Raw genomic sequence first — 12901 nt, 5'->3', positions numbered from 1 at the left:
CCACGGCATGAGTATCGCCGAGCGGTAAGCAGGTCTGCATCGAACAAGAGCGGTTCAACGAGCCAGTTCGAGCAAGTGCTCACGAAACGCCCTCTAAGAAGTCAAGCCGCAACGGCCAGAGCCGCTGGTGAGGAGGTGAATGCATCGTGCTCGTCGAAGAGTCGTCTGGTCTGCAGGCAGTGGTAGAGCTGGCCGATCATGCGGTTGAACAGATGCCGCTGGGCCTGCGCGTGCCAGTCTCCCCGCTCGCGCCGGCGACGGTAGTGTGCGTCTGCTCCGGGCGAGGCCCTGAGGGCGGAGAAGGCCCACAGGAATCCCGCGTTGATCAGCCGGTCGTTCTTGATGAAGCGGCGTCCGACGTACCTCTTCTTGCCCGAGGCGCGGGTGATGGGAGCCGATCCCGCGTACGCCTTCAGCGCACGGGCGTCCGCGAAGCGGTCCCGGTCGTCTCCGGCCTCGGCGAGCACCCGGGCGGCGAGCTGCACTCCCAGGCCGGGGAAGCTGAGGAGGATCTCAGCATCCGGGTGCCGACGAAAGTGCTCCTCGACCGCCATGGCGAGTTCCTCGGCGGCCAGGCATGCCGCATCCAACTTCCTTATCAAGGACAAGCAGTTGATGGCCCATAGCGTCTTCTACGGCCTGTGGCTGATGGGCGTATTCACCGCGGAGAACTGTCCGCAGGCGATCGGCCTCGGCATCGATGCCACGGGTGCGGCCTGCGCGTTTGAGCGCCGCCCGCAGCTGGACCGGGGTGAGCTTGGCGGCCTTGGCCGGGGTCGGTGCCGCGGTCAGCACCGCGCGGGCTTCGGGCCGGGCCAGGCCGAACTGCTTGCCCAGGAAGGCGTCCAGGGCGGCAGGGAAGTAGTCACGCAGCAGCGAGCGGACCTGGTTGACCAGTTGCTGTCGGCTCCAGACCGCGTCCTGCTGGGCGCGGGCGAGGACGGTGATGGCCCTGGCGAGATCACTGTCGGCGGGAAGCGGCCGATGGGCGTGCAGGTCGGTGCGCAGGATGTTCGCCAGGACCAGGGCATCGCCGGGGTCGGACTTCTTGCGCGAGACGCTGTGCCGGTCGCGGTAGCGGGCGGCCGCGAGCGGGTTGATGGCGTAGACCGGCCGCGTTCCGGTACGCAGAGCAGCCACCAGCAGTCCGCGTCCGGTCTCGATGGCCACCGGTATCGGCTCGTCGGCGGTGTCGCCGTGCTCGGCGAGCAGGTCCAGCAGCAGCCGGTATCCGGCCGCGTCGTCGGTGATGCGGCGCTTGGCCAGCAGCTGGCCGGCGTCGTCGACCAGAGGTACGTCATGGTGGCTCTCGGCCCAGTCGATCCCGCAGAACACGATCACTCAGTTCTCCCATTCCTTGCCGTTCTCGCAGGTGGTGAGCCTGTGCGGGCCACGCGGCGACCTAATCCCAGGACTCTTCGGTCCGCCATCTCACCAGCCGTTCGCGGCACCAGCGCACCGCGGGGGCTCCGTCTTGCACAGAGCTCAACGGCTCGGGACCAAGCGAAGAGGTCGCCCTGCGGCGGACTCACACCACGAAGATCAACTCTTCAGAGCAGGGGTTGGGTTCCGTGGCGGCCCGAAGACGCCGGGCACTACCGGTCTCTCTCAAGGCCTCGACGGGCCGGGACACAACAGGAGTCCGCCCGGCGCCCACGTAACCACCACGAACCCCAACCCACTTCGACAGTCCAGCAGCCCACCCACGGGCTGACCTGGAACCACCTACTCACGGATTAGGACGAGTCGCCGTGGAAGTCGGTGCAATCGCGGTGTCCCCTGGTGAGGACTGCGGACATGGCGGCCTCGGACGAGTCGAGAGTCCGGCGCGCGGGTTCGCGGCGCGAGGTGGGGCGTTGATGCCGAAGGGACAGGTTCGTCCCTGCCGCCCTGAGGTGCAGCCTGGGGCCGGCCACGCCGGGGCGATTCGGGGGAGGCGGCAAGGGGTGGGGTGGGACGGGGCTGAGAGAGTTCTCGGCCGGGTGCGGACGGCTGTTCGCCGGGCTCCGTGGTGGAGTCCTCTGTTCCCGGCGGCGTCCGGGTGTGCGGTGCTGCGGGTGGCCGGCCCGTGGCAGGGCTGGGAGCCGGGCCTGTGGGCCGCCCTCATGTCCACCCTGGTCGTTGCGGCCCGGCAGTCGACAGCCGGACGCGCCGCCATGGACGCCGTGGTGCTCCTGGAGGCCCCGCGGTGGAGGGCCTTCGCCGAGCTGGACACCGACCTCACCGGGATCCCGGCCGCCCGACGCCACCACGCGATGCGCGAGGCTGCCGACCGGGTGCGCGAGTTCGCCGGGCTGCAAGGCTTCGACCAGGTGAGCGTCGGTATCCCTACCCGTCCGCGTCCGGGTACGTGGAGGCTTCCGCGATCCAGCACGGCCGCGGCCGGCATGTCTCGATCGGCCTCACCTGGCTGAACCGGGACGCCGAGCACCTGGCGATCGTGCTGGAGCACGAACTGGCCCACCTACGGCGCGCGCACGGCCCATGACGGCGGCTGCGGCGCGCCGCGGGCGCGGCCCCCATGGTAGCCGCGGCCTGGTACCTGCCCCCGCTGGAGGCCGCGCTTCTGGGTATCGCGCTGCTTGCATCCGGCACGGTGTGGAGCTGGGCGGAGGAGCTCGCCTGCGACCTCGACGCCCGGCGGCACTGCGGCGCGGCCGCCCAGGCCGCGATGTGGCGGGCGCAGATCGTCCGCGACCGCACCACGCCTCGGCTGCGGCGCTGGTGGGACGCTCTGGCCAGCACCCGCTCCCATCCGCCTGGGCGTCTGCGGATGCTGCTCGGCAGCGTGGCAGCGTTCAGCCCATCGCCCGGAGTTGGGGCAGAGAAGGACCCGGCCCGGGTGACACCAGGCCGCGCTCCGCAGGACGGCACGCTGTCGCCGTAGCGGGTTCACGTGAGGACGCCGCTGCCCGGCCCCCGAGACGATCGGCTCACGTGCTGAACGGATCCCTCCATTGTGTACTCGTACGGCAGCCGGGCAAGGAGCCCCGGGCACCCCGTACGAGGGCCGGCCACGCTCGGGGCCGATCGCTCAAGGCGCCCCTGGTCATGGACTAGGGCGTCCTCCCGTCCCGCCGGGCGCTCCGGTTCCTCGGGCTGGACGCGCCCCGGCGGGCAGCGGGCGGTGGGGCCGACCACACTCAACGGGTTCGGCAGGCGGCTCGGTCAGCCGTACATCGCCACGCGGTAGAGAGTCGCAAGCGCGTCGTCGATGGGGTGGGGCTGCGGCTTGCCGGAGGAGTCGAGCCTGTTCCACCTCTGCAGGTTCACCGCGACGGACATCTGCCGCTTGCCGTCGGCGCGGGTCATGGCCAGCGCTCCACCGCCCCAGACCGTGCCGCCATGGCCCCAGAAGGTACCCAGACCGGGATCCCCCATCGGGTACAGGCCGAGGCCGTAGTCGATCATCTTTCCCTCTTGGGAGATGATCGGGACGGTGCGTTGCATCTGCGCCAGCGACGACCGGCTGACGATCTCTCCGGCCAGCAGCAGGCCGAAGAAGCGGTTGAGGTCCGTGACGGTCGATATCAGCGAGGCCGACGGCCCCACCCATGACATGTCGTAGACGCTGTAGTCGCGCGGTGGGTCGATCATTCCGAACCACGCCTCGTAGAGCCGCGAGTGCGGCCCGTCGACGTACGGTCCGGCGGGGAGTTCGGTGTCCCGGAGCCCGGCGCGCTCGATGACGTTCCGGGTGATGTACCGCTCGGCCGTGGTGCCGGTCACCTGTTCCAGGAGTTCGCAGAGGAGCAGGTAGTTGGTGTTGGAGTACCCCCCCCGGAGCACCGCCCGGAGTGCCGACGGCAGGTGCGGTGACCCCCATCTCGATCAGTTCGGCGGGGTCGAACCGCGTGAGCCGGTGGTCGTCCAGGCTCTGGGGCCCGGTGTTCGCGAGGTCGGGGAACGCCTTGAGGGAGGGGTAGGCGTACGGGAGATACTCGGTGAGGCCGCTGGTGTGGTTGATCAGCATCCGGACCGTGATCGCGTCACCGCGTTCTCCGGGCACCAGCTTCGGAAGGTACCGGCCGATCGGTGTGTCGAGACCGATCCGACCGCTCTCGACCTGCTGCAGAACCGCGGCGGCGGTGAAGGTCTTGGTGATGCTGCCGACTCGGTGCCGCATGTCGGCGGTGACGGGACGACCGGTGACGACATCGGCGACCCCGGCGGCGCCGCGCCAGGCCTGGTCGCCGTCCCGCACCTCGGCGAACAGGCCCGGCATCCCGGCGCGGTGGACGTTCTCCATGGCGGCGTTCAGTGCCGCGCAATCCAGTGAGCTCTTCACGTCATGAGTCCCTTCGTCTTCCCCGGGTGAGTTCCGCGACGGTCGCCGACCCGGACACCAGGGCGCGAGTGGCATGGCGGCCCGCCCGGCGTACTCATGTCCTCATTATGCACGCAGTGCGTGCAACGCCAAGTGCATAGGTTAGGCTGAGATCCTGCGAGAGGAGCAAGATGGCAGGCCGAAGGCGTTGGTCAACCGAGGAGATCCTGGACACGGCAGCGGAACTGCTGCGCACGAGCGACGCGGATTCGTTCAGCGTGCGCAAGCTGGCCGCGGCCCTCGGGACGGATTCCTCCAGCCTCTACCGCCACTTCCGCAGCAAGACCGAGCTGCTGCGCGAGGTCGCCGACCGGATCCTCCTGGCCGCGATGGACGGCTACCGCCCCGAGGGCGACTGGAAGCAGCGAATCACCTCCCTGGCCCTGCGCGTGAGAGAGGCCTTCGGGCAGCAGCCCCAGCTCGCCGCGGTCTGGGGACGCTACGCATCAAGCGGCACCGGTTCCCGGCTGGTCATGGAAGAGGTGCTGCAGGCCCTGCGCGCGTCGGGGCTGCCCGACGAGGAGATCCCGACGCGCTACCACCGGATCGCGGTCCTCATCGCCGCGTTGATCGCCTCCGAGGCCGGGGTCAGCACCGTCACCCCCGGAGAGTACGAACAGGGCATGGAGCTGTTCCGCGTGGCGGTTCTGGGCGCCGACCCCGAACGCTTCCCGGCCCTGGCCCACTTCGCCCGCGACGTCCGTCCCCTCGGGGTGGATCGCCGCGCCGCGTTCGAAGAGATCCTCGCCGCCCAACTGGCCCACATCGAGGCCTCGGTCCGCCCGAGCCGGCCGACCGGCTCGGGAGTGTCGGCAGACGATCGAATGACGGACGCGACGGGCGACCGATAGAACAGGACCCTTCGGATCCTGCCGGTGCCGGAGCGCGGTTCAGGTGGCGTCGGCAGGGTGCGCAGGAGTGCATGTGATCTTCCCGTGCTGCCGGGGGCCGGCTCACGCCGGGCGTCGTCGCTCGCCGCCGGCCCGCGCACTTCGTCGTGCGCGTGCGGAACCTAGGCAGCCCGGCCGCGGGGCTCCACACCGCGCTGTGAGGCTTCTGGAGAGATGCCGCGTCAGCCGCCGAGGCGTCGCCGCACGGCGGGGCCGGGAGGCGTGCGACCGTACGGCCGATGCGCGCGGTCCGGTGCAAGCGGGCCGCCTCCCGCGCGGACACGACGGCCGGCCGGGGACACTCCCCCGGCCGGCCGGATCGTCCCGGGCGTCAGCCCGTGGCGCGGAGCTCGACCAGGACGGCGGGCGTGCCGCCCGTGCCCTCGCCGACGCCCTGGAAGCCGTCCTTGGCCACCTCCACGGTCTGGCTCGCGCCCTCGGCGGATATACCGGCGCGCACCGCCACGCCCACCGTCTGGACGGCGTACACGTCGGACAGCTCGACCGTGAGGAGCCCGCTGCTCCCGGTGACCCGGAAGCAGAAACGGCCGAAGGGGTTGACGGCGGACCGGCTCCACACCTGGATCTGGGTCTGGCCGGAGCAGTCGGCGAGGATGATCCGGCCGTCGCCGTGCTTCAGCTTGATCCCGGTGACGCCGTCGGCACCAGGGTGCTCGAAGTCCTCGACGGCGGGCGGGGCCGCCGCCGGATCGCCGGCCGGCGGGGTGTCGGCCGAGGCCAGTGCCCCGCCGGCGAACAGCGCGCCGGCCGCCGCCAGGGCGCCGGCCGCGAGCGCGGCGGGGAGCAGTCCGGACCGCCGGGCGCGCGGAGCGGGTGAGCGGGGCATGATGGTCGGTTCCTCGCTGTGAGTGCGGGACGGGGAGGAGGTGCGGTGCGCGCGGGGCGGACGGCCCCCGGCCCCGGACCGGCCGGGGCGGGGCCGGATCAGCCGGTGACGCGCAGCTCGACCAGGGTGGTCGCCTTCTGGCCCAGCCCCTCGCCGACGTTCCGGAAGCCGTCCTTGGCGATCTCCACCGTCTGGGTGACGCCCTCGGAGGTGACGCTCGCCTGAACAGCGCGGTCATCGGTCTGGATCATGAACGTCTGCGGGAGTTCCAGCGCGAGGTAGCCGGTCGTACCGGTGACCCGGAAGCAGACCGTGGGCCCACCGGTGGTGTTGGGGATCGCGCGGCTGAACACCTGGATCTGGGTGGCCGTGTTGCAGTCGGCGAGCTGGATGTGGCCGTCCCCGCGCAGCAGCTTCAGCGCCGGATGGGGCGAGTTCGGCGGGTGCACGAAGTCCTCGACGGCGGGCGGCGCGGTGTCCGCGTCACCTGCGGCCGCGGGCGGCACGGGAGCCTCGGCGGCGGCGAGCGAGGAACCGCCGAGAACGGCGGCCGTCGCGAACGAACCCGCCGCAATCCAGAGGGAAAGACGTTTAGTCATCTTCCGTTCCTTCGTGGTTGAACCGTGATTCCCCTCGGGAATCCTGGCAGATCAATACCGCACCCTAGGGCATGCCCCCACATCCCTGGGAAGGGATTTCCGGAAATCTTCCCAGCCGTCGACGGAGCGTCAACTCGGGCGTTCCGGGCTGGGATGACGAGGTTGTGAAGCGTCGCCCTATGTCCGACATGAGGGGGATTCGGCAGTCGAGAATGCGCCGCCGGGAATGGCTTGACCCAGTGCCTCATCCAATTCTCCGACAGATATGCTCCCGAACACCGGTGTTGGTCGTGAACGACTGGTGGAGGGGATTCGATGGGTGACATATCGTTCGGCCGGACACGGCGAGGGAGGTGGTGGCGCGACTCCGTCCTCGGTTCGGCGAGTCTGCGGCTGCTGCCGCTCGCGCTGGTGGCCGGCCTGGTGGGTGCGGTGGGCCCGGCGATGGCGGACGAACCGGCCGCCGAGCTGGTCCCGACGGAACGGGCCATGGTGCTCCGCCACTGGGAGAACGGCGGACCCGCGGTCAAGGCCGCCGCGGCCGCGGCGCTGCTCGCCGGTGACGCGGAGGTCACCGCCTTCCTCGCGTCGGGCCGACTGCCGGCCGAGGTGCAGGACAACCAGGTGCAGGTGGCGCGGATCCAGGCCGCGGCCGGCCCCGGGGTCCAGGAGGCCGCGCACGCGGCACTCAACGGCACCGCCGAGGACCTGCGGTACTTCCTTGGCGGGGGCTGGGAACAGGCCCTGGTGGGTGACCAGCAGCTCCAGGTGTCACAGATGCTGAACGGCGCCGACCCCGGCCTTCAGGCGGCCGGACGCAAGGCGCTCAACGGCAGTGTCGAGGAGCTGCGGAAGTTCCTGGCCGAGGGCCAGTTCGCGGCGCGCGACGCCGACGACCGGGTCAAGCTGGTCCAGCTCTTCAGCATCGGCGGGCCCAACACCCAGGCGGCCGCCAGGCTGGCGCTCAACGGCACCATCGACGACGTCCGCGAGTTCCTGAAGGTCGGCCAGCACGTCGCACGCGCCCGGGACGCCGAACGGACGAGCGTCGCGCAGCTCGTGCAGCAGGCCAAGGAGGCGTCGGCGCAGGCGGTCCGCGAGAACGAGGCCGCGAAGGCCGCCTCCGCGCAGGCCGTGGCCGCCGCGAAGCAGGCCAAGGAGGACGCGGCACTCGCCGCGGCCGAGACCCAGGCCGCGCAGCAGGACACCTCCAAGGCAGGCGCCGCCGCCGAGCGGGCCGCCGAGGCGTCCACCCGGGCGGCCGGGGCCGCCCAGACGGCGATCCAGGCGGCCCGGGCGGCCGGCAACACCGCCCGGACGGCGGCGAGTGCGGCCGCCCAGGCGGCGTACGCGGCCGGTGGCGCGGAGCAGGCGGCCGCACGGGCCCGCCGGGCCGCCGCAGCTGCGGCCACCGACCGCAGCAAGGCGGCGCTCGCGGCCGAGGCGGCCCGGGACGCCGAGGCCGTGGCGATCGCGGTCGAGACCGCCGGGAAGGCACTCGACGAGGCCGTCACGGCCAGTGCTCGCAGCGAGGACGCGGCGGACGCGGCGTACAACGCGGGCAGCCACGCCCTCGCGGCGGCCGGATCGGCCGAGCAGGCAGGAGGGTTCGCCTCGCAGGCGACCTCCCAGTCGGCGAAGGCCAAGCAGGCGGCGGCGGCGACGCGTCGGCACGCCCAGGAGGCGACCCGCTCCGCGACCGCGGCGAAGGCGCTGGCGAAGGACGCCGGGCAGGCCGCGGCCGAGTCGAAGACGTACGCGGTTTCGGCCGCGGCGCACGCGCGGGCCGCCGCTCAGGCGGCCGCCGACGCCGCCCAGCACGCGACGGAGGCCGGCCAGGCCGCGGCGGTGGCCAACGCCCATGCCACGGAGGCGAAGAACGCGGCGGCCAAGGCCAAGGAGGCCACCGAGCGAGCCACCCAGATCCAGGACCTCGCGCGGCGCGCCGAGGCGGAGGAGCTGGCGAGCCGCACGGCCGCCGCGGTCGAGAAGGCACGGGACGCCAAGGCCGCGTTCGAGGACGAGCGGGCCCGGGCCGGGCAGGCCGTCCAGGAGGTCCGCCAGGTCTCCGACGAGGCCGCCCGGCTCGCGGCGGCGCTGGCACAGCCGAACCCGGACAACGCCCGGATCGTCACCGACGGGCGCAAGCTGGCGCTGCTGTCGATGCAGATCGCCGGCACCTGGGAGGCCGCGGCCGCCCGGACCGCGTTGTCGGGTACGGACGCGGCGGTGCTGGAGTTCGTCCGCACCGGCCGCCAGAAGGGCATCGCCCTCGACGAGCGCGCCAGGGTGGCGTCGCTGGCGGGCGAGTCCGAGATGCCGGCGGTGCGTTCGGCCGCGGCGACCGCGCTGCAGGGCGACGGCGCGGCGGTCAGGACGTTCCTGGCGACCGGCCAGTACGCGGCGGCGACCGCCGACTACCAGGTGACCGTCGCACAGTCGATGAACGACGCCGGACCGGGCGTGCAGGCGGCGGCGCGGGCCGCGCTCAACGCGGGCACGGTGGACGCGCTGCGGGAGTACCTCGGCGGCGGCCGGTTCGCCGCGCAGATCGCCGACGACCAGGTCACGGCGGCCCAGCTGCGCAACGGCGCGGGCCCGGAACTGGACGCGGCCGCCCGGGTCGCGCTGGAGAGCCCGCCGCAGGCGCTGCACGCCTTCACCGCCACCGGGCAGTACATCGCCAACCGCAAGGACCAGCTCGCCGCCACGCACGTCGCGGACGTCCAGCGGCTGATCGCCGAGGGCGCGGCGGCGACGGCGCTGGCCGAGCAGGCCGCGGCGGAGGCCGCGTACGCGGCGGCGGAGGCCGACAACGCGCACCAGGAGGCGGCGAACTGGGCCGCCCAGGCCCAGCAGTCGGCGCAGACGGCGGCGACGTACTCGACCCAGGCGCAGGAGAAGGCCAGGCAGGCCGAGACCAGCGCGAACCAGGCCGCCCAGGCGGCCAAGTCGGCGACGGCGGCGCAGGAGTCGGCTCAGAAGGACGCGGCCAGGGCGGACTACTCGTCGTTCAAGGCCGAGAAGTCGGCGCAGGCCGCGCGTGGCTCCGCGAAGTCGGCTTACTCGGCCGCGGCCGCGGCCCGGGCCTCGGCCGCCGCGGCGGGCCAGGACGCGAAGGCCGCCGCGGAGGCGGCCATCGGCGCGTACGAGGCGTACGGCGCCAAGGCGCTGGCCGAGTACGTCGCGCAGATGCTGGCGCGCGAGCTGGAGCTGCGGGACCCGGTGAAGCAGGCCCAGCAGGAGGCGGACGACAAGAAGACCGTCGACGACGCCGCCAAGGGCAAGGGACGCCCGGGCGACAAGGACGGCTGGGACTGGAACGCCGACTGGGACTGGCTGTCACCGGTCCAGCGGGTGCTCGAGTTCTACGGCAACGCCTACCAGTGGATGTTCGACAAGTACACCGACTTCTACGGCACCCTCTTCCCCCTCCTCGGCTCGGTCGGTTCCTTCTTCTCGACGCTCGTCCTCGACACCGCCCCGACCCTCTTCGCCGAAGGCTCCCAGTGCCTCTGGGGCAAGATCACGGGTGACGCCAAGTCGAAGGCGCCGCAGTGCCAGAACGCCCGGGACGCGGTGGGCGAACAGATCGACAAGTTCCTCGACATCGGGGTGGGCGACAAGAGCGTCCGCGGCCTGATCGACAAGTTCGGGAAGTTCCTGAACGACCACCTCCCGGACGCGATCCGGTGCAGGATCCCGCACAGCTTCCCGGCCGGCACCGAGGTCCTGCTGGCCGACGGCTCCACCAGGCCGATCGAACTGGTCAGGACCGGCGACGAGGTCCTGGCGACCGACCCGGAGTCCGGCCGGACCGGGGGCAACCGGGTCGAGGCCACCATCCTGACCCCCGACGACCGCGACTTCACGGAACTGACGGTCCGCTCGCCCGGCCGCACGACCGGCACCCTCACCGCGACCGACAACCACCCGTTCTGGTCGGACAGCCGGAAGGCGTGGCTGGCCGCGGCCGACCTGAAGCCGGGCGACAGCCTCCGGACCACCGGCGGCCGGACCGCGACGGTCGACGGCGCCACCCACCGGCAGGCGCTCCAGCCCGCCTACAACCTGACCGTCCAGGACATCCACACGTACTACGTGCTGGCCGGCGGCACCCCGGTCCTGGTCCACAACCAGGGGCCGCCCCCGCCCCAGTGCGGCCCCCACTGGTACCGCCAGCCGTACGGGGGCAACCTCATGGAGCAGGGAACCACGGCGACGATCAACGACGACGGCGTGGTCGAGATGACGATCCGTGCACCGGACCGCCCCGGCGTGCCGGCGGGTGGCGACCAGTTCACGGCGGCCATGCAGTTCTTCGGCGACCAGGTGAAGGGCGTCCGGGGCCTCTGGGACGGCTCGCGCGACCTCCGGTCCAACCTGGACAAGTTCAACGAGCTGCTACGGAGCAATCCGCTCCTGTCCAACGGGGAAGCGGCGCGCGGTACGTTCACGGGCAAGATGGCGGGACGCGACGGCTGGCCGCACAAGTTCACGCGGGTCGAGGTCGTGGAACTCGTCGGCACCAGGGGCAACTACACCTCCGTCGAGGTGATCTTCTGGCCGGAATGACAAGTGACGGACCCATAGGAAGGAGCCACATCATGCCCGCGTTCCACGAGCCCGGTTTCGACCGCCGGGAGTTCATCCTGCGGCTGCGGGACCACGGCAGGGAGAGCGGATCGACGCTCGACACGCTGTGGTGGCTGTCCTCCGAGCTGGGCGCCGACGACGGCACCCCCCGGAAGACGTACTTCATGTTCGACATCCTCTACGAGGCATTCGAGATGAGGATCTCGGGTGCCTCGGCCGCGACAGCGTGGCACCGCCTCGACCTCGGGGGCTCGCTGTCGGACGAGCGTGTCCTGGCCCGGCTCGGGCCTCGGCTCGTGCCCAGGACGGTGGACATCGTCTTCGAGTCCTGAGCACGACCGGGTACTCGGCACGGAAAGGGGGCGCCCCTGCGGACATCGTCCGCGGGGGCGCCCCCTTCGCAACGCCCGCCGCCGTCCGGGCCCGGCGGGACCGCGGTCAGCCTCGCGCGGCGTCCGGACGCGGGCCCCGTACCCGCTTCACGCCGACCAGTACCCGGTAGCGCTCGCGCGCCGCGAACTCCGTCTGGTGCCACACCGCCGGGCGGCCGACCTCCTTGCACAGGTGCAGGACGGTGTCCGCGCCCGCGCAGACGCCGACGTGCGCCCCGTAGGCGTCGTCGGTGGCGTTGAACAGGAACAGGTCCAACGGGCGCGGGCTGGTCACCCGCAGGGTGACGTCCCGGTCCTCCCACAGGTCGCTGGAGCGCAGCGGGGGGACGGCGCAACCGAAGTGGGCGAGCACCGCGTAGGCGTAGAGCTGGCAGTTCGCCCCGGCCGCGAGACCGGGCCGCTCGGCGACGGCCGGTGAGCCGGGGTAACGGGCTCCGGCGTACGGGACGTCCCACAGGGACTCGGGGAGGGCGAACGCCGGCAGCGACGACGAGGCAGGGGGCACGGCGCACCAGCCTAGCCACCGCGTCACGCGGCGCGGGCGCCGACCGGGGTGGGCACCGGCCCGCCAACAGCCTCACGAAGGCCTGGCACCTCACCGAGCAGGGCGCGGCCACCGCCGCGACCTTCCCCGAGGCCCGCTGCCCGGACGGGCCGGCCGCACCCGAGCGGGTCACCCTGCGGTACGGGCGCGGCCACCTGCTCGACCTCGGCCGCGCGCACACCGCCTTCGTCAACGACGCCCGCGCCCGCGGCGAGAGCTGCGGGCCTCTCGACCTCGTCCCCGCCCCCGAGCACTCCACCGGCCCGAACGACGAGGCGCACCGGCCCGCCGCCGAGCTCGCGTACACCGCGACCGCCGACAGCCCGCGGGTGGTCAGCACGGAGCCGTGCCGTCCTCGCCGTCGGGCAGGACCGGCAGCGGCCAGGCCGGGTCGGGTGACCAGGCGGTCCAGGGGTCGGCGAACGGGCCGGCCCGTTCCGGGAGGAGGCCGAGCGCGCGCTGACGGGCCCGCTCGACCAGGGCGTGGAGGTCGTCGCCGACCAGGCCCAGGGCGCCGGCCTTGCGCGTACTCGTCCTCGTCCTTCCACGACCAGGCGCAGTCCAGGTTCGAGGTGGTGGCGCTGTAGGTCCAGCCGCGGGGGACGTCGCACGCCCACATGCCGTTGACCGGCGTGCGGAGGTGGAACTGCGGCGAGTTCCAGCTGCCGCCGCCACTACAGGTGCGGTCCGTGGACACCTGGTCGTA

At 72.4% G+C, this 12901-nt stretch carries 8 protein-coding genes and 2 pseudogenes; 5 read left to right on the top strand and 5 right to left on the bottom strand.

Annotation, left to right across the window (positions count from 1 at the left end):
• Positions 1–101: 101 nt before the first annotated feature.
• Positions 102–1341: pseudogene (locus tag ACFVYI_RS35710) on the bottom strand (IS110 family transposase).
• A gap of 1009 nt (positions 1342–2350) precedes the next feature.
• Here ACFVYI_RS35710 and ACFVYI_RS35705 point away from each other — a divergent pair.
• Positions 2351–2488, top strand: a complete 138-nt coding sequence (locus tag ACFVYI_RS35705; RefSeq protein WP_387893340.1) for a hypothetical protein — start codon at positions 2351–2353, stop codon at positions 2486–2488.
• A gap of 33 nt (positions 2489–2521) precedes the next feature.
• Positions 2522–2887 carry a hypothetical protein gene (locus ACFVYI_RS35700; RefSeq protein WP_387893339.1) on the top strand — a complete coding sequence of 122 codons (366 nt, stop codon included), beginning with the start codon at positions 2522–2524 and terminating at the stop codon, positions 2885–2887.
• Positions 2888–3168: 281 nt separating this feature from the next.
• On the opposite strand, the pseudogene ACFVYI_RS35695 reads toward ACFVYI_RS35700, so the two are convergent.
• Positions 3169–4249: pseudogene (locus ACFVYI_RS35695) on the bottom strand (serine hydrolase domain-containing protein).
• Between the two features lie 209 nt (positions 4250–4458).
• Here ACFVYI_RS35695 and ACFVYI_RS35690 point away from each other — a divergent pair.
• On the top strand, positions 4459–5178 hold the full coding sequence (locus tag ACFVYI_RS35690) for a TetR/AcrR family transcriptional regulator (RefSeq protein ID WP_387893337.1): 720 nt from the start codon (positions 4459–4461) through the stop codon (positions 5176–5178).
• Between the two features lie 370 nt (positions 5179–5548).
• Here ACFVYI_RS35690 and ACFVYI_RS35685 read toward each other — a convergent pair whose 3' ends face one another.
• Together ACFVYI_RS35685 and ACFVYI_RS35680 are read right to left on the bottom strand one after the other, a co-directional pair.
• On the bottom strand, positions 5549–6064 hold the full coding sequence (locus ACFVYI_RS35685; protein WP_387893335.1) for a hypothetical protein: 516 nt from the start codon (positions 6062–6064) through the stop codon (positions 5549–5551).
• A 98-nt stretch (positions 6065–6162) separates the two neighbouring features.
• Positions 6163–6663: a hypothetical protein gene (locus ACFVYI_RS35680; protein WP_387893334.1), complete on the bottom strand. Its 501-nt coding sequence runs from the start codon at positions 6661–6663 to the stop codon at positions 6163–6165.
• A gap of 315 nt (positions 6664–6978) precedes the next feature.
• Between ACFVYI_RS35680 and ACFVYI_RS35675 the strand changes: the two genes are divergently transcribed.
• Complete coding sequence (locus ACFVYI_RS35675) at positions 6979–11238, top strand: polymorphic toxin-type HINT domain-containing protein (protein WP_387893333.1); 4260 nt, start codon at positions 6979–6981, stop codon at positions 11236–11238.
• 32 nt (positions 11239–11270) lie between these two features.
• Positions 11271–11591, top strand: coding sequence for a hypothetical protein (locus tag ACFVYI_RS35670; RefSeq protein ID WP_387893332.1), 321 nt, complete (start codon positions 11271–11273; stop codon positions 11589–11591).
• Between the two features lie 106 nt (positions 11592–11697).
• Here ACFVYI_RS35670 and ACFVYI_RS35665 read toward each other — a convergent pair whose 3' ends face one another.
• Complete coding sequence (locus tag ACFVYI_RS35665; RefSeq protein ID WP_387893331.1) at positions 11698–12156, bottom strand: hydrolase; 459 nt, start codon at positions 12154–12156, stop codon at positions 11698–11700.
• Positions 12157–12901: the final 745 nt, after the last annotated feature.

Origin of the sequence: Kitasatospora sp. NPDC058218, from assembly GCF_042882445.1 — a bacterium.
GTDB lineage: Bacteria > Actinomycetota > Actinomycetes > Streptomycetales > Streptomycetaceae > Kitasatospora.
This window is presented reverse-complemented; position numbering and strand designations above follow the sequence as displayed.